General features: G+C 69.2%; 14 protein-coding genes. 6 read left to right on the top strand and 8 right to left on the bottom strand.

What is annotated here, in order from left to right; translation table 11 throughout:
* Positions 1–1,434: a tRNA uridine-5-carboxymethylaminomethyl(34) synthesis GTPase MnmE gene (gene mnmE, locus M1D55_RS24500; protein WP_006579325.1), complete on the top strand. Its 1,434-nt coding sequence runs from the start codon at positions 1–3 to the stop codon at positions 1,432–1,434.
* Positions 1,435–1,498: 64 nt separating this feature from the next.
* Here mnmE and M1D55_RS24495 read toward each other — a convergent pair whose 3' ends face one another.
* Positions 1,499–2,743 carry an MFS transporter gene (locus M1D55_RS24495; RefSeq protein ID WP_456282047.1) on the bottom strand — a complete coding sequence of 415 codons (1,245 nt, stop codon included), beginning with the start codon at positions 2,741–2,743 and terminating at the stop codon, positions 1,499–1,501.
* Between the two features lies 1 nt (position 2,744).
* Complete coding sequence (locus M1D55_RS24490) at positions 2,745–4,154, bottom strand: amidase (protein ID WP_456282046.1); 1,410 nt, start codon at positions 4,152–4,154, stop codon at positions 2,745–2,747.
* Between the two features lie 161 nt (positions 4,155–4,315).
* On the opposite strand from M1D55_RS24490, the gene gcvA reads away from it, so the two are divergent.
* The 3 genes from gcvA (at position 4,316) to M1D55_RS24475 (ending at position 6,443) form a co-directional block, all read left to right on the top strand.
* Positions 4,316–5,215, top strand: a complete 900-nt coding sequence (gene gcvA / locus M1D55_RS24485; protein WP_006579328.1) for a transcriptional regulator GcvA — start codon at positions 4,316–4,318, stop codon at positions 5,213–5,215.
* Between the two features lie 109 nt (positions 5,216–5,324).
* Positions 5,325–6,041: an MgtC/SapB family protein gene (locus M1D55_RS24480; RefSeq protein ID WP_006579329.1), complete on the top strand. Its 717-nt coding sequence runs from the start codon at positions 5,325–5,327 to the stop codon at positions 6,039–6,041.
* A gap of 171 nt (positions 6,042–6,212) precedes the next feature.
* On the top strand, positions 6,213–6,443 hold the full coding sequence (locus M1D55_RS24475) for a hypothetical protein (RefSeq protein ID WP_456282045.1): 231 nt from the start codon (positions 6,213–6,215) through the stop codon (positions 6,441–6,443).
* 180 nt (positions 6,444–6,623) lie between these two features.
* Here the strand turns inward: M1D55_RS24475 and M1D55_RS24470 are convergent, their stop codons facing one another.
* The 4 genes from M1D55_RS24470 to M1D55_RS24455 all read right to left on the bottom strand — a co-directional run bounded on the left by M1D55_RS24470 (position 6,624) and on the right by M1D55_RS24455 (position 13,829).
* A complete protein-coding gene (locus M1D55_RS24470; RefSeq protein ID WP_456282044.1) occupies positions 6,624–7,457 on the bottom strand; it encodes an IclR family transcriptional regulator in 834 nt (277 codons plus the stop codon).
* Positions 7,458–7,480: 23 nt separating this feature from the next.
* The gene (locus M1D55_RS24465; protein WP_456282043.1) at positions 7,481–8,470 is read right to left on the bottom strand and encodes a Bug family tripartite tricarboxylate transporter substrate binding protein; all 990 of its coding nucleotides are present in this window, start codon (positions 8,468–8,470) and stop codon (positions 7,481–7,483) included.
* 156 nt (positions 8,471–8,626) lie between these two features.
* Positions 8,627–10,402: an AMP-binding protein gene (locus M1D55_RS24460; RefSeq protein ID WP_456282042.1), complete on the bottom strand. Its 1,776-nt coding sequence runs from the start codon at positions 10,400–10,402 to the stop codon at positions 8,627–8,629.
* 79 nt (positions 10,403–10,481) lie between these two features.
* Complete coding sequence (locus M1D55_RS24455) at positions 10,482–13,829, bottom strand: carboxyl transferase domain-containing protein (RefSeq protein ID WP_456282041.1); 3,348 nt, start codon at positions 13,827–13,829, stop codon at positions 10,482–10,484.
* 371 nt (positions 13,830–14,200) lie between these two features.
* On the opposite strand from M1D55_RS24455, the gene M1D55_RS24450 reads away from it, so the two are divergent.
* Positions 14,201–14,854 carry an Sbal_3080 family lipoprotein gene (locus tag M1D55_RS24450; protein WP_232206838.1) on the top strand — a complete coding sequence of 218 codons (654 nt, stop codon included), beginning with the start codon at positions 14,201–14,203 and terminating at the stop codon, positions 14,852–14,854.
* Here the strand turns inward: M1D55_RS24450 and M1D55_RS24445 are convergent.
* The gene (locus M1D55_RS24445; protein ID WP_456282040.1) at positions 14,841–16,901 is read right to left on the bottom strand and encodes a methyl-accepting chemotaxis protein; all 2,061 of its coding nucleotides are present in this window, start codon (positions 16,899–16,901) and stop codon (positions 14,841–14,843) included. The two genes, M1D55_RS24450 and M1D55_RS24445, sit on opposite strands and share 14 nt — an antisense overlap.
* A 272-nt stretch (positions 16,902–17,173) precedes the next feature.
* Here M1D55_RS24445 and M1D55_RS24440 point away from each other — a divergent pair, with 272 nt between their 5' ends.
* Positions 17,174–18,163: an Rpn family recombination-promoting nuclease/putative transposase gene (locus M1D55_RS24440; protein WP_456282039.1), complete on the top strand. Its 990-nt coding sequence runs from the start codon at positions 17,174–17,176 to the stop codon at positions 18,161–18,163.
* Between the two features lie 43 nt (positions 18,164–18,206).
* On the opposite strand, the gene M1D55_RS24435 is transcribed toward M1D55_RS24440, so the two are convergent.
* Complete coding sequence (locus tag M1D55_RS24435; RefSeq protein ID WP_456282038.1) at positions 18,207–19,178, bottom strand: M14 family metallopeptidase; 972 nt, start codon at positions 19,176–19,178, stop codon at positions 18,207–18,209.
* Between the last annotated feature and the right edge of the window lie 10 nt (positions 19,179–19,188).

Raw genomic sequence — 19,188 nt, 5'->3', positions numbered from 1 at the left:
ATGACCGTCCAGCCCAGCATCGACACGATCGCCGCCATCGCCACCGCGCCCGGACGGGGCGGCATCGGCGTGGTCCGCGTGTCCGGACCCGAAGCCGGCACGATCGCGCGCGCGGTCTGCGGCCAGCCGCTGACGCCGCGCCGCGCCACCTATCTGCCCTTCCTCGACGGCAAGGGCGAGGTGATCGACCACGGCATCGCGCTGTTCTTCCCCGGCCCGCATTCGTATACCGGCGAGGACGTGCTCGAGCTGCAGGGCCACGGCGGCCCGGTCGTGATGCAGATGCTGCTGACGCGCTGCCTGCAGGCGGGCCGCGAAGTCGGGCTGCGCTTGGCCGAACCCGGCGAATTCACGCGCCGCGCCTTCCTCAACGACAAGCTCGATCTGGCGCAGGCCGAGGCCGTGGCCGACCTGATCGAGGCCAGCACCGAGGCCGCCGCGCGCTCGGCGGCGCGCTCGATGGAAGGCGCGTTCTCGCAGGCGATCCGCGCGCTGGTCGAGCAGGTGATTCATCTGCGCATGCTGGTCGAGGCCACGCTGGACTTCCCGGAGGAGGAGATCGACTTCCTCGAGGCCTCCGATGCGCGCGGCCAGCTCGATACGATCCGTACCGCGCTGGGCGGCGTGCTGGCGCAGGCGCGGCAGGGTTCGCTGTTGCGCGAAGGCCTGTCGGTGGTGCTGGCGGGCCAGCCGAACGTCGGCAAGTCGTCGCTGCTGAACGCGCTGGCCGGCGCCGAGCTGGCCATCGTCACGCCGATCGCCGGCACCACACGCGACCGCGTGCGCGAGACGATCCAGATCGAAGGCATCCCGCTGCATATCATCGACACCGCGGGCCTGCGCGAGGACGCGGTCGACGAGGTCGAGCGCATCGGCATCGAACGCACCTGGGAAGCGATCGGCCGCGCCGACGTGGTGCTGCATCTGATCGACGCCACCGACTATCTGCAGCATGGCCTGTCCGAGATCGACGATGCGATCGACGATCGCCTGTCCGGCCATTTGCCGCCGGGGGCGCCGATCCTGCGCGTGGTCAACAAGATCGACCTGGCGCCCGCGGTCGGCGCCATCACGTTCGGCGGCAACCGTCCGCACGTGGTGGTGGCCAACGGCCCGAACCCGACCGAGATCTGGATCTCGGCGCGCACCGGCGCCGGCATCGACCTGCTGCGCCGGGAACTGCTGCGCGTGATCGGCTGGCAGGCCGGCAACGAGGGCGCCTTCCTCGCGCGCGAGCGCCACCTGAACGCGCTGCGCAGCGCCCAATCGCATCTGGACCTCGCCGCCGAACGCGCCGATCAGCAGGACAAGGCGCTGGACCTGTTCGCCGAGGAACTTCGGCTGGCGCAGGAGCACCTGAACAGCATCACCGGCGAATTCACCAGCGACGACCTGCTCGGAACGATCTTCACGCGGTTCTGCATCGGCAAGTAAGGCCGGCCCTGGAGCCGCCTTTGGGCTGCCGTTGGGCCGCCGCTGGGCGCCGTCGGGCCGAATATCAGCCCGGCGCCGAGCCGCGCTTCGACCCGCGCGCCGCCACCATCAAAATTGCCCCCGCAATCAAATTCGCCGCCACCGCCGCCAGGATCGGCAGCGTATAACTGCGGCTCGCATCGAACGCATAGCCGGCCGCGCTCGGTCCGATCAGCGTCCCGAAGGCCACGCTGGTGTACAGCACGCCGATGATGCCGCCGACGTTGCGGCCGCCGAACAGGTCCATCACCACCGCCGGCAGCACCGCGACCCAGCCGCCGTAGCAGGCGCCGAAGAGGAAGGCGAACAGCGCCAGCATCCAGAAGCCGCTGGCGACGGCCCAGATCACCAGCGTGAACGCCAGCGCGATCACCGTGCACAGCAGGAAGCGCTGGCGGCCCATGCGGTCGGCCAGGCTGCCCAGGAAGAAGCGTCCCACCGTGCTGCCGACACCGATCACGCCCAGCAGCAGCACGGCCGTGCCCTGCGCAATGCCGAGGTCCTGTGCGTGCGGCACCAGGTGGACGAAGGGCACGAACACGCCGAACGAGGCGATCAGGCACGCGGCATAGAGGCTGATGAACTGGCGCGTCCGTACGGCGTCGCCGACCGACAGGTCGGCCGACGGCGCGGCGGTGTGGGCATGGACAGGCAACGGCTCGCCGTCCGCTGCCAGGCCGCGCTCGCGCGGATCGTTCTCCAGCAGCAGCGACGCGCCCACGCCAAGCACCGCGGCCAGCACGCCCAGCGTCAGATAGGCGTCTCGCCAGCCCGCGCCGTCGATCAGCAGCGCCGCCAGCGGCGGCATCGCCAGCGTGCCGACGCCGATGCCGCTGACCGCAAGCCCCGAGGCGAGACCGCGCCGCTTGACGAACCAGCGCTGCACCGCGCCCACCGCCGGCACATAGGCCAGGCCGACGCCCAGGCCCACGCCGAGCCCGTAGGCCGCGTAGACCTCGACGATATTGCGCGCGACGCTCGCCAGCGCGAGCCCCGCGCCGACCAGCAGCATGCCGGCGATGCACAGGCGGCGCGCGCCCCAGCGATCGGCCAGCGGCCCGCTGACGATGCCCAGCGCGAAATACAGGAAGCCGGCCAGCGAGAACACCAGCGAGACCGCCCCGCGCGACGCGCCGAACTCGTGCTGCAACGGCTCGATGAACGCGCTGAAGGTATAGGCGCTGCCGAAGCCGACGAAGGTCACGGCGAACGCCGCGGCGACGACCCACCAGCCGTAGAAGATGCGCTGCTTGACCACCAGTGTCGTCATGTCAGTTCACCGGATGTTGTCGATGCCAATCGGTGGCGCCCTGGAAGGCGGCGCCCGCGCGCACCAGCATCGCTTCGCCCAGATGCGGGGCGACGAGTTGAAAGCCGATCGGCAGCCCTAGCCGCGACAAACCGCCTGGCAGCGTGATGGTCGGATGGCCGGTCAGGTTGAAGGGACAAGTGTACCGTTGCAGGCCGGCGATCAGCGCGGGCTGTTCGCCGAGCGTGCGAACAGCGGCCAGCGACAGCGGCGCATACGGATGCACCGGCGTCAGCAGCAGGTCGATGGTTTGCAGCAGGCCGACCATGCGGCCACGCAAGTCGGCACGGCGCAGCAATATCCGCTGATAGTCGATGCCGGACAGCGCGCGTCCCGCTTCGATGACCGAGGCCAGCACCGGCCCATATTCGTCGCGGCGGGCGGGATAGCTGGCGGCATGGGCGACGGCCGCCTCGACCGCGCAGTTGGCGGCCCAGTCGTCGGTCAGCGCGCTGCCCGCACGCATTGCCTCCGGAACGCGGACGTCGACCACGGTCGCGCCGAGCGCCCGCAAGACCTCCGCGGCCGCGCAGACAACGGCCTGGACTTCGGCATCGATGCCGTCGCCATTCCAGTCCGCGTCGATGCCGATGCGGACGCCGCGCAGGTCCGTCGCCATCGCGCCAAGGTAGTCGGGCACCGGCTCGCGCAGGGCGGTCGGGTCCTGCGTGTCGGCGCCCCCGATGACCTGCAGCAGCAGGCCGGCATCCGCCGCGCTGCGCGCCATGGTGCCGACATGGTCCAGCGACGGCGCCAGCGGGAACACCCCATGCCGGCTGACGCGGCCCCACGTCGGCTTCAGCCCGGTCACGCCATTGGCCGCCGCCGGCCACCGGATCGAGCCGCCGGTATCCGACGCGATGGCGCCATGGCAGAGCCCGGCCACCGTCGCCACGCCGGCGCCGCTCGACGAGATGCCCGGCCAGTAGTCCGCATGCCACGGGTTCAGCGGCGCAGTGACCGAGGGGTGATGGTCGGAATAGGCACCTTCGGTCAGTTGCAGCTTGCCCAGCAGCACCGCGCCCGCCTGCTTGAGCCGCTGGACGACGGTGGCGTCCCGGTCCGGCCGGAAATCCCGATGGATCGCCATGCCGGCAGCGGTCGGCACTCCCTCGGTCCAGCACAGGTCCTTGACGCCGATCGGCACGCCATGCAGCGGGCCGCGATATCGGCCAGCGGCAATCTCGGCCTCGGCGGCTTCCGCCTGGGCCATCGCCATATCCGCCATCACCAGCGCGTAGCTGTGCAGCACGCCGTCCAGCGCGGCGATGCGATCCAGCTGGGCGCGCACCACGGTCGTAGGCGAAATCTCCCGGCGCCGGATTCTTGCGGCCAGTTCGGTGATGGAGAGGAAATGCCAATCGGAGGCCATCGTTTACTCGTACGGAAAGAAGGTTAAGTAGAATTGAAGCGGCCTTGCGCCGGAGCGTACCCAACGCTGCGCTGACATGGCCAGACGGCGTCCCAAAACTACCTTTTGTCCCGTCGCCCGCGCAAACCAGATTTCATGGGCCTTTCGCCTTAGAAAAACTAATGTCAAACCACAAGCTGCCACCGCTCAATGCCTTGCGGGCCTTCGAGGCCGCGGCCCGGCATCTGTCGGTCAAGCACGCCGCCGAGGAGCTGTGCGTGACGGCCGGCGCGGTCAGCCAGATGGTCAAGGCATTGGAGTCGCATCTGGGCGTCAAGCTGTTCCAGCGGGTGAACCGCGGCATCTACCTGACCGAAGCCGGGCGCGCCTATCTGCCGCCGGTGCGCAACGCGTTCCGGCAGATCAAGGACGCGACCGGCCGCATCGCGGCGCCGGCAGACACCGGCCTGTTGAACGTCAGCGTCACGCCGTTCTTCGCGGCCGCGTGGCTGGTGCCGCGCCTGCAGTCGTTCCAGCAAACCCATCCCGACATCGATCTGCACGTGATCACGACCACCGCGCTGGCCGACTTCACGCGCGACGGCGTGCATGTCGCGGTCCGGCACGGCCTGGGCCAATATCCGGGCCTGCACAGCGAGCGCATCATCGCGGTGGAGATCGTGCCGGTGGCTGCGCCGTCGCTGGTAGCCAGGCTCGGCATGCCGGCCACGTCCGCCGATCTGCTGCGCTGGCCGCAGGTGCACGACACCGAGCGCAAGGGCTGGCATCTGTGGTTCGCGTCACAGGGCATCGACGAGATCGAGCGCCCGCGTGGACCGTCGTTCGACGATTCGAGCCTGTTGTGGAAGGCCGTGATGACGGGTCAGGGCGCAGGGCTGCTGCCGGCGGCGATGGTGGCCCGCGAACTGGCCGACGGCTCGCTGGTCCGTCTTGCCGACGTCACGCTGCTGGATGCGTTCGCGTACTACCTGGTCTACCCCGAGGAAAGCCACGCGCGCGCGAAGATCGCCTCGTTTCGGGAGTGGATCCTGGAAGAGGCAGCACGTGCCGGCAGCGCGTAGCCGGCGCATCGAGTCTTGCAATCGGTCCTGAATCGGGACCTCGGAACCGGTGCGCACCGCGATCGCGCGATCGCCCTGCGCAGAGCGTCGCATCGCGACAGGAGCCCGTATGGAAGCCTTCCACAACGTCAATCTCGCCTCGCTGCTGGACACGCTTGTCAGCCTGAGCGCCGCCTTCATGTTCGGTGGCGCGATCGGATTCGAGCGGCAGTACCGGCAGCGCACCGCGGGGCTGCGCACCAATGTGCTGGTCGCGGTCGGCGCCGCGGTATTTGTCGACGTCGCCAACCGGCTGCATGGGCACGATGGCGCGGTGCATGTGATGGCCTACGTCGTGTCGGGCGTCGGCTTTCTCGGCGCGGGCGTGATCATGCGGGAGGAGGGCAACGTGCGCGGGCTCAATACCGCGGCGACGCTGTGGGGCTCCGCCGGCGTTGGCGCGGCGGCCGGTGCCGACCTGATTCTCGAGGCGATGATGGCGACGGTGTTCGTGCTCGCGGCCAACACGCTGCTGCGGCCGATCGTCGATGCGATCAATCGCAAGCCGCTCGATGTCGAATCGGTCGAGGTTACCGGCACGGTCCACGTGATCGCGGAGCGGGGTCAGCAGAAGGCGGTCATGGCGCAGCTCGAAGAGGCGCTGGAGCGTGGCGGTTATCCGGTGCACGATCTCGACATCCAGCCGTTCGGACAGGACGAGGTCGAGATCGAGGCGACGCTGGTGGCAAGTTCCTTCGATGGCGATGCGCTGGACCGCCTGGTGCAGCGGCTGGCCGCACTGCCCGCGGTGCGCCAGGCGTTCTGGAGCCCCAGCACGACGACCTGACCGCGGCCGGCGTTGTGCGCGCCTGCGCGTTGGTTTCGGGTTTGTAGGACTACACCCACATGGCTTTCGGCGCTCACTTGATAAGGACGCGCCGCCCCTCTGTGTATCGTTCAGTCAAACGGTTGGCATTGACTTGTCACTCCGTACGAACAACTGCAGAGGTAAGCAAACATGGCTTCGGCCCTCGTCAGCATGCCTGTGGAGCATGCCCGGGCGCTTGCCCGGATTCTGTCCGTGACCCGCGCCGCCTGGCGCTTGAATGAAAACGTCGAAACCGGCAACACCGCGCCATCGCGCACTGCTTCGCGGCGCCGCCGTACCGCCCATCTTGCGGACCTCGCGGCCCGCGCGTTCGAAGCGCAGGTGATGGCGCTGCGCTGCCGCCAGGCCTTCGTTGGCTGACGCCGATCCGGTTTGCGAACACGCAGAGGCCATTGACGCCAACCAGCAGCGAATTCCGCAGTACCTTGTAGTGCTTGTTCCGTTTTGCGCGCGACGTTTATGCGCGTTTGTGTGTCTCCTTGGTTCTTGGCCAGCCTACGGGCTGGCTTTTTTTCGCCGGCTTTGGCCTGCCCGCGCGCCTTACCTGGGGAACGTCGATTCCAGCTGCCGCACCACCTCCAGCAGGCGCGGCCGCACTTCGTTGAGCAGGAATTCGGGCGACAGGCTGTACGACGGTCCGCCGACATTGAGCGCCATCCTCGCCATGCCGTTGCCCGGATCGAAGCCGCGGCCGATGCCGTTGACGTCCTTTTGCCAGTCGCCGAACGAGCATGCGACGCCCAGCGCGCCATGGTCCTGCAGTCCTTGTTCGATGCCCTTGCGGATGCGCGGCCAGGCGACGTCGTCGAGTTCGCGTATCTGCTCGAGCAGCGCCTCCCGTTCTCCATCGGGCGCGACCGCGAGCCACGCCCGCCCGATCGCCGACGTCGACACCGGAATGCGAGAGCCGATGTCGAGCGTCAGCGAGATCGCCGCCGAGCTACGGCAGTGCTCGACGTAGATCATCGACAGCCGGTCTCGCGCGCCGAGCGATACGGTGCCACCGGAGAAGTCGGCCAGGTCCTGCATCAGCGGCCGCGCGACCTTGCGGATGTCCAGCCGCGACAGCATCGCGCTGCCCAGTCCCAGGCAGGCCGTGCCGAGCGCGTACTTGGTGGTGCCTTCGTATTGCGTCAGGTAGCCGAGCCGGGTCAGCGTCGCGGTCAGGCGCGACACCGTGGATTTCGGCAGACGGCAGCGCTGCGCGATCTCCTGATTGCCGAGCGCACGGTCGCTCGAGCGGAAGCACGCCAGCACTTCGAGTCCACGCGCGAGCGCCGTGACGAAATGCCGGTCTTCCTTCGATGCGGCCTTCGATGTGGCCGTCGATGTGGCCGTCGATGCGGCCCCGTTCGTGGGCGAGCTGTCGCGCATGGGAATGGACTTCTGCTGGCCGCTCATCCGACCCGGATACCGGTCTGCTGCACCAGCGACTGCCACACCTTCTGGTCGCGCTTGAGCAGCGCCGCGAACTCGTCGGCGCTGGTGCCGCGCGGCAGCATGCCGGCCTCGGTCAGCATCCGCGATCCATCGGCCGAGCGGACGATGCGTGCGATTTCGGTCGACAGCCGGTCGATTACCGGGCGAGCGCAGCCATGCGGGGCCAGCATGCCGATCCAGCCGATCGCCTCGAAGCCCTGATACCCGGATTCCGCGAAGGTCGGCACGTCGGGCATCGACGGTACGCGGCTGGTCCCCAGCGTCGCCAGCACCTTGATGCGGCCCGCCTCGCCATAGGTGCGCGCCACCACCGTGGAGACGAAGCCGGCCGGCAGCTGCTTGGCCAGCAGGTCGGCGATCGCCGGGGCATCGCCCTTGTAGGCCACGTGCACCGTCTCGATGCCTGCGCGCTGCTTGAACAGCTCGCCGTACAGATGCCCGGTCGACCCGACGCCGAGACTGCCGTACCCCGAACCCGGATGCGCCTTGGCATAGGCCGCGTAGTCGCGCAGCGACTTGACCGGCAGATCGGCGTTGGCGACGAACACCTGCGCGGCGTCGGCGACCAGCGACAGCGGATCGAAGTCCGTCATCGGGTCGTACAGCGGCTTGGGCTGGATCAGCGGGCTCTGGATCAGCGCGGTATTGGTAAACAGCAGCGTACGGCCGTCGGCGGGCGACTTGGCTACCTGCGCGGCGCCGATCATGCCGGCCGCGCCGGGGCGGTTCTCGACGATCACGGTCTGCTTGACCGCCGCGCCCAGCCGGTCGGCGATGAAGCGCGTGATCGCATCGGTCGATCCGCCGGGCGGGTAGGGCAGCACGATGCGGATCGGGCCGTCGATGGTGGCGGCGCCGGACGACTGCGCGCCGGCAAGGCGGGGCAATGCGAGGCTGCCGGCGAGGGCGGCCGAGGTCTGCAGCAGCTTGCGACGGGACGGGTTCATGGTTTGTCTCCTGGTGTCATCGGGCACTCTTGCGGCGCCCTTCCGATCGATGTGCGACCGCGGCTTTGCACGGCTTCGGTCGCGCCTGCTCAATGCGTTCTCAATGCGTTCTCAATGCGTCCTCAATGCGTCCTCAATGCGCGCGCATTGCGATGCTCACTGCGACTGCTCCGCCTCCAGCTGCGCCTGCAGCTCGACCTTGCGCACCTTGCCGGTCGCGGTCAGCGGCAGTTCGTCGACGATGCGGATCTCCGGCACCTTGTAGACCGCCATCTGTTCGCGGCACCAGGCGTGCAGCGATTCGGCGTTGACCGTGGCGGCGTGTTCGGGCCGCAGCCGGATGAAGGCCACCGGCATCTGTCCCTTGTCGCGGTCGGGCCGGCCGACCACGGCCGAACCGAGTACCGCGGGATGGCGCGACAGCAGCACCTCGAGCTCCGACGGGAACACGCTCATGCCGCGCACCTTCAGCATTTCCTTGCGGCGGCCCAGGAAATGCAGATAGCCGTCCTCGTCGTAGGCGCCGATATCGCCGGTGCGGAACCAGCCGCCGCGGAATACTTCGGCGTCGACGTCCGGCCGTCCCCAGTAGCCCTTGAACAGCGACGGCGTGCTGACGACGATCTCGCCTTCGGCGCCGATCGGCAGCAACGCACCGGTGTCGAAGTCGCAGATCTTGATGCGCGTGCCGGGCACCGGCAGGCCGACAAACACGGGCCGCCCGCGCAGGTCCATGTCGTCGTGCTGCATGCCGGTGGTGAAGGTGTCGCTGGTATGCGTCTCGGTCATGCCCCAGGCGCCTTCGGCCAGCACGCTGCCGGTCAGCTCGAACCAGCGCCGGCGGATGTCGGGCGTGATCTTGCGGATGAACGAGGCCGCGCGCGTATGCCGCAACGAGCGCAGGTCGTAGCGTGGCAGCTCGGGGTGGTTCATCAGCTCGACCGCGTTGTCGACCACGACGAAGGTGCGGTTGACACGGTAGCGGTCGATGGCCGCCATCACGGCCACCGGATCCCAGCGCGCGAGCACCACCACGGTGGCGCCGCTGAAGATCGGATAGATCAGTCCCAGGTTCTCGCCGGCGATCCAGAACATCGGCAGGAAGTTCAGCATCACGTCGTCGGAACCCTCCGCCATGCGCGCCGCGTCGACACCGCCGGTCAGCGCGTACGAGGCGGCGGCCGTGTAGACCATGTCGCGCTGCGTGTGCATGCAGCCCTTGGGCATGCCGGTGGTGCCGCCGGTGTAGTTCAGCGCGGCGAGCGCGTCGAGATCGACGGGCGGCAGCGTGATCGGCGACGTCGCGCGGATCGCCGGCATCAGGTCGGTCGCACCGTCGATTCGCAGCGGCGCCGCGTCGAGTCCCGCGGGCAGCGGCACGGTCGGCCGCGCCGGCAGCATCTCGCCCTGGCTGGTAGTGAAGACCGTGCGGATGTGGGTCTGGCTCTTGACCGCCATCAGCATGCCTGCCAGCTGGTCCAGCACGATGATCGCGGTCGCGCCCGAGTCGTTCAGCTCGTAGCGCAGCTCCTCTTCCTTGAACAGCGGATTGACCGGCACGTAGACCGCGCCGAGCTTCAGGATGCCGTAGAACACCACATGGAACTGCGGGCAGTTGCCGATCATCACCGCGACGCGGTCGCCCGCGCCGATGCCGTGCGAGGCCAGCAGCGCGGCGCAGCGCTCGCTGAGGTCGTCGAGCTCGGCATAGCCGACTTCGGTGCCGTAGTAGATCAGCGCCGGATGCGTCGGGCGACGGCGCGCCCACGCGCGCAGGTAGTCGCCGAGCGCGACCTCGCCGTGCGGGTACACCGGCGCGGTCGGCAGGCCGGCGGGCCAGATCCGGCGGTGGCGCGCTTCCAGATCGTCGAAGAACTGCGCCTCGGACGTGGCGTCATGCGATGCCGGTGGGTTCGACTGCTCGCGGTCCATCTGCTGTCTCCTGTTGCATTCTTGTTGGGGTCGATGGCAAGGCGGGGGACGTCTGCGGCGGTGCTGGCGCGGGTTCTCCTTACCAGGCGTCGACGTAGGGCCGCAGCGGCCGGTCCCGATGCGATGCGCCCGCGTCGAGTCCGGTCACCAGCCACTGCCGCGTCGCCGCCGGGTCGATCACCGCATCGAGCTCGAGTGCGGCGGCGGCGTTGATCGCGTGGCCGCGCTCGTACATCTGCGCGACCAGCTTCTGGTACAGCGCATCGCGTTCGGGCCCCTCGGGCAGCGCCTCGAGCTCCTTGCGAAAGCCGAGCCGCACCGCTCCCTCGAGGCCCATGCCGCCGAACTCGCCGGTCGGCCACGACAGCGTGAAGGTCGGCGCGCGAAAGCCGCCCGCCGCCATCGCCATCGCGCCGAGGCCGTAGCCCTTGCGCAGCACCACCGCGAGAAAGGGCACGCGCAGCTTGGCGCCGATCACGAACATCCGCGAGACGTGGCGCACCTGCGCGCGCGCCTCGACCTCCGGGCCGACCATGAAGCCCGGCGTGTCGATCAGCGAGACGATCGGCAGGCCGTGCGCATTGCAGATCTGCATGAAGCGGGCGGCCTTGTCGGCGGCGTCCGCGTCGATGGCGCCGCCGAGGTGGCGCGGGTTGTTGGCCAGGATGCCGACCGGGCGGCCCTCGATGCGGGCCAGCGCGGTATGGATGCCGGTGCCGAAGCCGCTGCGCAGCTCCAGCACGCTGCCGGCGTCGGCGATGCCGGCGATCGCCGCGCGCGTGTCGTAGACGCGCAGCCGGTTCTCCGGCACCACGCGCCGCAGCGCCAGCGGATCGGGCGCCTGCCAGTGGGCGACGGAACCCTGGAACATCGACAGATAGTGCTTGGCCGCGGCCACCGCGGCGGCCTCGTCGTCGACCAGCAGATCGACCACGCCGTTGTGATGCTGCACGGCGGCTGGGCCGATGTCCTCGGGCCGGAACACGCCCAGTCCGCCGCCCTCGATCATCGCCGGTCCGGCCATGCCGATATTGGCGTTGCGCGTGGCGACGATCAGGTCGCAGCAGCCCAGCAGCGCCGCATTGCCGGCAAAGCAGCGCCCGGAGGCGATGCCGATCACCGGCACCTCGCCGCTGAGCGCGGCAAAGGCCGCGAAGGACGGCTGGTAAAGCCCCGCCACGGTCGGAAAGTCGACGTCACCGGGCCGGCCGCCGCCGCCTTCGGCAAAGATCACGGTCGGCAGCCGGTTCTGCAGCGCGACCTGCAGGATGCGGTCGGTCTTGATGTGGTTGCGCTTGCCCTGCGTGCCGGCCAGCACGGTGGCGTCGTAGGCCAGCACCGCGCAGCGCGAGCGCTCGGCCGGGAACAGCGCACCGTTGACGCCGCCGATGCCGGTGATCAGGCCGTCGGCCGGCGTATTGGCAATCAGGTCCGCCTCGCTGCGCCGGCTGGCCTGCGCGGCCACCGCGAGCGCACCGTATTCGACGAAGGTGCCGGCGTCGCACAGGTCGGCGACGTTCTCGCGCGCGGTGCGCTGCCCGCGGGCATGGCGCTTGGCGACGGCGTCGGGCCGCGCCTCGTCGTACAGGAAGGCATGGCGCTCGAGTACGCGCTGCAGGTCCGCGCGGATCGCGTTTGGATCGGCCTGCTCGGCATCGCCGCCGGTGTGCGCGCCGGCCTCGGCCGGTTCCAGCACCAGCAGCACCTGCCCTTCGGCGGCCTGCTCGCCGGCCTCGGCGCGCAGGTCGATCACGCGGCCCGGCTGTTCGGCGACGATCGCGTGTTCCATCTTCATCGCGTCGAGCACGGCGACGGTCTGGCCGGCCTGCACCAGCTGGTCCACCGCGACGCTGACCTCGACCAGCCGGCCGGCCATCGGCGCGCGCACTGCGCGCAGGCCCTCGCCGAGCTGCTCGTCGAAACTGCTGGCGCCGACCGGTGTGGCCGCGACGCTCGCCATGGCGCCGCCGGTGCCGTCCTGCACCGCCTGCTGCGCGCGGCGCTGCGCATCGAGCTGCGCGGCGCGGCTCAGCAGTTCGGGCAGCACCGCCTCGACGTGCCGGGTATGGATCTGCTGGCTGGCGAAGTCTTCGCGCTCGGCCAGCGCGCGCAGCAACTCGAGATTGGTCGCGATGCCGCGGATGGTGAATTCGCCCAGCGCGCGCTGCAGCCGTCGTACCGCGTCGGCGAAGCGTCCGCTGCCGGACGTCACGATCAGCTTGGCCAGCAGCGTGTCGTACTGCGGCGAGGGCGCGTAGCCGGTATAGCCGTGCGTGTCGACGCGAACGTCGGGGCCGGTGGGTGGATCGAAGCGTTCCAGCCGTCCCTGCGCCGGGCGGCCGAGCCCTTGCGCATCGATCGATTCGGCGTTGATCCGGGCCTGGATCGCATAGCCGCGTGGCGCGGGCGGCCGCTGCGGATCGAGGCCCAGTTCGCGCAAGGTCCGGCCCTGCGCGAGCCCCAGTTGCAGCGCCACCAGGTCGACGCCGGTGACCTGCTCGGTGATCGTGTGCTCGACCTGCAGGCGCGGGTTGGCCTCGATGAAGACGAAGGACGGGTTTGCGCCATCGCGGACGGCCCCGTGGCCCGGTTCGGCTTCCTCCACCAAAAATTCGAACGTGCCCAGGCTCCGGTAGCCGGTTCGGCGCGCGAGCGTACGGGCCGCCTCGACGATGCGTTCGCGCAGCGCCGGGTCCAGCGCCGGGCTGGGCGCGATCTCGACCAGCTTCTGGAAGCGCCGCTGCAGCGTGCAGTCGCGCTCGCCCAGCGAGATCACGTCGGTCCCATCGCCGGCGATCTGCACTTCGATATGGCGCGCCCGCACAACCAGCCGTTCGGCATAGACCGCGTCGATGCCGAACGCCGAGCGCGCCTCCGAACGGCAGCGCGCATAGGCCTCGGCCAGCGCGTCGCGTTCGCGCACCACGCGCATGCCCCGGCCGCCGCCCCCGCCGACCGCCTTCAGCACGATGCCGGCGCCTTGCTGCTCGTCGAAGAAGGCCGTCACTGCCTCCAGCGTCGCGCTGCCTTCGGTGGCTGGCATCACCGGCACGCCGCACTCGCGCGCCAGCGCCAGCGCGCGGCCCTTGTCGCCGAACAGTGCGAGCTGGCCGACCGTCGGGCCGACGAAGATCAGGTCGGCCTCGGCGCAGGCCTGTGCGAAGTCGGCGCGTTCGCTGAGAAATCCGTAGCCGGGATGGACCGCGTCGCAACCGGTGCGGCGCGCGGCGGTGAGGATGGCGGGGATGTCGAGGTAGGCGGTGGGGCCTTCGCCGTCGAGCGCGACCGCTTCGTCGGCCAGCAGGCGGTGGCGGCTATTGGCATCGTCGCGTGCATGGACGGCGACGGTCGCGATGCCTAGATCGCGGGCCGCGCGTTGCACGCGCAGCGCGATCTCGCCGCGATTGGCGATCAACAGCTTCTTCACAAGTGTCCCCTGTCGATGTCGCCGCCGCCGGCAGCGGGGCGCATTGTTTTTTGTGGCATGTGATTCTGCAAAGCAGAATCTACATGCCGGGGGATGCGGGGGACAAGGGCGTTTGCCGCGGTGGGACAAAGACGTTGGCGATAATCGGCCAGGCAAAAATTCCGCTGTGCAGAATCACGGTTCAAAATCGGGCGCCACTGCCGTCGATACCGCATCGGATCTCGCATCGGTTGCCGAGCGAATCGCCCCTACAGATCCCGCGGCTAGTCGCCGTTAACCGGCAGAGACCCCGCCATGCGTGCGCTGCGATGCTGGCGGGAGAAGCCCTGCCACCGCGCCATCGCACCAACCGGACCCCGAGGGGAACCGCCATGACTTCCGCCCTGCCACGCCGCGGCCGCGCCGCGTTTGCCGTTTCGTCCGCCCGTGCGGGCCTGCCGAGGATGTCCGCGCTGACGGCGTTGACCGTGCTGACCGCGCTGACGGTGCTGACCGCGGGCTGCGCCACCTATCAGTCCGTCAGCCCCGCCGAAGCGGCGCCGCCGGCCGATCCGATCGCGGCAATGGTCCGCATCGATCCGGACCTCGGGGCCTCGTTCTGCGTGATCGATAGCCCCGCCGGACGCGCACCGTTCGCGGCGACGCTGCTGCAATCGCTGCAGCGCCGCGGCTTCGAAGCGAGGCTGCTGCCGCCCGGATCGTCGGTGGCGGCCTGTACGTTGACGGCGACCTATGCGGCCACCTCGCAGTCGTACTGGCGCACCTTCCTCGCGACGGCCGACATCACCGTCTATCGCCGCGGCGAACGCGTCGGCAAGGCGGTCTACGACGCGCGGCGCAGCCAGGGCGGCGTCAACCTGAGCCACCTGATCGAGCCGCAGCAGAAGATCGACGAACTGGTCGACCAGCTGTTCCCGGGCCGCCTTCCGCATCCGGAGGCGCGGGACCGCAACGCCCCGCCGTCCGATCCGAACGGCGGGGCGGGTCCGAACGCCAACTCCGGCGCTACCGCTACGCCAGCCTGAACGCCTGCACCGCCTCGCGCAGCTGCTGGGCGCGCTGATCGAGGCTTTCGGCGGCGGCCGCCGCCTCTTCGACCAGCGCGGCGTTCTGCTGCGTGACGCCGTCCATCTCGGCCAGCGCGTCGCTGACCTGGGCGATGCCCTGCGACTGCTCGCGCGACGCCGCGCTGATTTCCGCCATGCGCGTGGCGATGCCTTCCACCTGGCGCACGATGTCTTCCATTGCGCTGCCGGCCTGCTGCACCGCTGCGTGGCCGTCGCGCAGGTCGGACACGGTGCGTTCGATCAGCGCCTTGATTTCGCCCGCCGCGGTGGCGCTGCGCTGCGCGAGGCTGCGCACCTCGCCGGCCACGACCGCGAAGCCGCGGCCGTGTTCGCCCGCGCGCGCCGCTTCGACGGCCGCGTTCAGCGCCAGGATGTTGGTCTGGAACGCGATGCCATCGATCATGCCGATGATGTCGACGACTTGCTGCGCGTTGCGATGCACGCCGTCCATCGTCTGCACCACGCGCTCGACCGTGCCGCCGCCGTGCCGGGCCGCATCGGCGGCGCTGCGCACGGTGGCGTCGGCATCCACCGCGGCATCGGCGTTCTGCCGCACCGTCGCGCTCAGCTGCTCGATGCTCGCGGCGGTGCGCTCCAGGCTGCTGGCCTGGCTCGCGGTGCGCGCCGACAGATCGGCGTTGCCGGTCGCGATCTCGCCAGTGCTCGCGACGATCGCATCGGCGCTGGCCCGCACGGTGCCGACGATGCCGGACAGGCCCTGGCCGACGCCGTCGATTGCGCGCATCAGCTCGCCGATCTCGTCGCGGCGCGGGCTGTCCAGGCGCGCGGTCAGGTCGCCGGCGGCGAGACTGCGCGCGGCCGTCGCCGCATCGGCCAGCGGCACGCTGACCATCCGGCGCAGCATCCACCAGAATCCCGCCGACACCAGCAGCGCAAGCGCAAGGCCCGCGCCCAGGAAGCGATTGCGGTTGGCGATCAGTTCGGCGCGCAGGCTGTCGACCGGCACCGAGCCGACGATCAGCCATTGCCATTCGGGATAGGTCTCGAACGCGGTCAGGCGCAACGCCGGGGCGCCGCCGTCGAAGGCGATCCGATGCGTCAGGCTGCCCTGGCGCGCGGCCATCATCTCGCGCAGCCAGGTCTTGCCGTCTTCGTCGCGCGCGTCGAGCTGGACCGTGCCCTCCTGGCGGCGGCCGACCAGCAGCTTGCCCTGGTCGGGACCGGGTTTGGCGTCGACCACCACGAAATGGCCGTCCGTGCCGATCGACTTGCGGCGGATGCGGTTTTTCAGCATCGCGAGCTCGGCACTGACGTCGACGCCGACATAGAGGGCGCCGGCGACCTTGCCGGCGGCGTCCCGCACGGGCTCGTACTTGCTCATGTACGGCTTGCCGAACAGCCAGGTCAACGCGCGATACGAGCGGCCGGCCTGCACCGCGGCATAGGCAGGCCCGGCGCGGTCGAGCAGCGTACCGACCGCGCGCTCGCCGTTCTGCTTCTTCAGCGAAGTCGTCACGCGCACGAAGTCGTCGCCGCGGCGCGCGAACACCGTGGCGATCGTGCCGCCGGTGGTCGCGAAGAAGCGGTCCGGCAGCTCGAAGTTGTTGTTCAGCACGATCTCGCCGCTGGTGAACTGCGGCGTCGGCTGCCCGGCGACCTCGATGGTCTGCGCGGGATCGACCGCATACGGGCCGGGCACCACCGCGGCGAAGCTCAGCAGGAAGCGGTCAGCCTCCTGCAGCATGGTGTCGTCGAACTGGCCGAGCAGGTCGCGCAGCGTTTCGTTCTGCGCGCTCATCGCCGCGCGCTGCTGCGCCTCGAGCTGGCGCATGCTGCTGTCGGACAGCACCCAGGCGAACAGGCCGAACACCAGCACCTGTACGGCCAGCACGATCAGCGCGAGCCGCGTACCGATCCGCGCGGGGCCAGGGCGCCAGCGGCGTGAAGGCCGGCTGGTGGACGAAGTGTCGGCGGGGGAAGGGGAGTAGGCGCCGGCAAAGCCGGCAGCCGAGGAAGCAAGGGGGGCGGGGGCAAGGGGGCGCACGTCCGTTTCCTGCGAAAAGGAAGTTGCCGGCACCACATGGCGCACGGCGGACGCATGATCTCCGTCACGTCGTCATGCAGAGGTTTACGGCCGAGGACGCGCTGCGCTTGATGAGGGTGTTCACCGATTTCCATAGCCATTGACTCGGTTCGGTCCCCATGACGCAACAAATCAGTAACTCATAGCGCGGCAACTATTAAGAAAGCTTCATAGCGGTTGAGTCGGCATGCTGGCGGTCTCGGCGCGATGCGCCCCCACGCATGATCGGCACGATGGCCAAGCACGACGACGTCTCTTACAAGTTTCTGTACACCTGTCCCGAATTCGTCAGGGACCTGCTGAAGACCTTTGTGCCGAGGCAATGGTGGCGCAAGGTGGATTTCTCCACCCTGGAGCGCATGCCGTGCAGCTACGTCACCGATGACTTCCGCCAGCGCGCCGACGATGTGGTTTGGCGCGTGCGAACGGGACAGCAGTGGATGTACCTGTACATCCTGATCGAGTTCCAGAGTACCGTCGACGCGTTCATGGCCGTGCGCGTGCTGAGTTACCTGATGCTTCTGTATCAGGACCTGATCCGCAGGAAGGAATGTTCACCGGACCGCCTGCTGCCGCCCGTGTTGCCCATCGTGCTGTACAACGGCGAAACGAAATGGAAGGCGCCGGTGGATGTCGAAAGCCTGATCGCTCACGATGCGGACTTCCCGGTGCCGCGGTTTCGCTATCACCTGATCGACGAAAGCCGGTACTCGGAAGCACAACTTGCTCGGCGGCGCAATCTCGTGGCGGCGGTGATGCGTTTCAACCGATTGAAGAACGAGCGGAGTCTGATCCGCGTAATTCGTGAGGTCCGTTGCTGGATCGACGGACGCAAGGAGCTCAAGCGGACTTTGGCGATGTGGATGCGTGGCGTATTGTTGAGGCAGCGCAAGGGCAAGCTCGCGCTGCCGCGGGTTCGAGATCTGGAGGATTTGGAAATGTCACTGGCACAACGGATGGACGAGTGGGCCGCCCGACACGAAGAGAAGGGCGAAAAGCGGGGAGAGAGGCGGGGCGAGAAGAAGGGGGTCGCAAAGGGAATCACGAAGGGCCGGCGGGAAGGTGCGGCCCGGGTCCTGCAGCAACTGCTGGCGCGCCGGTTCGGGCCGCTGCCACCGGATATCGTTGCCAGGCTGAATGCGGCGCAGGCGGCCGACATCAGGCGGTGGAGCGGGCGGCTGCTGGACGCGCAATCGCTGGACGCCGTCTTCAAGACACGCTGAGGGCCGCGGCGATGCTCTTGGTGGGCATCTTTGCCGCGGAGGATCAAGGCTGCAGCTGTCCCAGCCGCACTACCGTCACGCCCGGGCGCAGCTGGCGCAGCGACGGCATCACCAGCACGCAGTCCGGATACGGCGTCATCACCGGCACGTCGTCGTTCCAGCCGATCACGGTGCCGGCCTCGGCGAAGGTCTCCAGGCCGGTATAAGGACCGGCGAAGCGGAAGTTCATGCTGGTGGCGACCACGGGCTCGGTCACGCGCACCACGCGCTGCGGTGCGGCCTGTGCCGACAGCCAGCCGGCGGGCAGGTCGCCGCTGTCGACGATGCCGGCGGCGAGCAGGAAGCGCGCGGTGCTGTCGCGCGCCACCGCCACCGACGATGCCTCCCAGTGCTGGCCGCACTCGATCAGCAGCGCATTCTTCGGACTGGCCGGATCGCCGAAGCCGGCGTAGTCGCGCATGCGGCGGCCTTCCGGATGGCCTTCGTCGACGATCACATGCGCCGGAGCGCCGAGTGTGCGCGCCAGCGCCACGCCCTTGTCCAGCGGGCCCGACACGATCAGCGGCAGGCTCTTCTCGTGCATCGAATGCAGGTCCAGCAGCAGATCGACGCGATCGATCAGCGGGCGCATCTCGCGCGCGCGCCGCAGCTCCGACGAGTCGCGCGACGCATCGTCGAGCACCGCGGCGGTCCAGACGCGGTTGAAGTCCTGGTCGACGAAGCGCGAGGCGTCCGGCCTGGCCGGATCGAAGCGGTGATACGCGTCGACGTTGGCGAACGCCAGCGTCAGCTGTCCGCGGCGCGGCTTGAGCCCCAGGTCCAGCAGCTCCTTGACGACGATCGCGCCGCAGACCTCGTTGCCGTGGGTCAGCGCGTTGATCATCACGTGCGGACCCGGCACGCCGCTGTCGAAGTGGTGGACGTAGGCGACGCCGGTATTGCCGTCGGCGTACGGCCGGATATCGGGAAATGCGACTTCGACCGGGTAAGCGTCGAGCGTGGTCATCGTGTTCATGGGGTTCCCG

Source organism: Cupriavidus sp. JZ107 (assembly GCF_053903255.1).
Note: the sequence above shows the minus strand (reverse complement) of the source record. Positions and strands in the feature narration are given on the sequence as shown.